This is a genomic window from Bacillus sp. JJ1127 (assembly GCF_036965845.1).
Lineage (GTDB): Bacteria > Bacillota > Bacilli > Bacillales > Bacillaceae_G > Bacillus_A.
The window spans coordinates 1-587 of sequence record NZ_JBALQK010000277.1 but is presented as its reverse complement, the minus strand read 5'-3'; the positions used below and the strand labels follow the sequence as shown (position 1 = coordinate 587).

Here is a 587-nt window from a genome sequence, read left to right as displayed (position 1 = left end):
GATCCGGAATAAATGCAATTCCTTGTCCGGATTTTACAAAATCTAGTAAAGTTTTACTGTGACCAACTTGTACAAAAGGTGTAAACGATTCACCGAATTCTCTAAAAAACCAATCATCAAAAGTTCTTCCCCAATCTAGATATACGATTGGATAGTTTATAATGTTATTCGAATTAAGTCTCTCATTGATATGAAAAGAAGAGGCACCATATAAGGAAAAACAATCATATCCCACTACTTCAATTTTAATATTATCATTTAATGGAGCATGATAAACTATTCCAATATCTATAGAACCATCTTTAACACCCTCCATTATTTGTGGAGAATGGTCTGTTATAAATTTAAAATGTATATTTCTAAAAACAGTATGTATATGTTCAACCCACTTAACTAAAACAGGATTCCATAAAGAATATGTTACCCCTAGACAAATTACTTTTTCTTTTGTTAGGTACTCTTTGGCAATTTCCTTTGTTTTCTCCATTATATCTAACTGTCTCTCTAACAATGGTAATATTCTTTTTCCAAAATCAGAAAGTTCAACTTTTTTGTTTGAACGATAAAACAAAGGTTGTCCATAGTAT

General features: G+C 30.2%; 1 protein-coding gene. It reads right to left on the bottom strand.

All coding sequences use genetic code 11. From position 1 onward, the window contains the following. Window positions 1–587 (bottom strand): LysR family transcriptional regulator substrate-binding protein (locus V7183_RS22250; protein ID WP_335360867.1); only part of this gene is annotated, 587 nt, incomplete at both ends.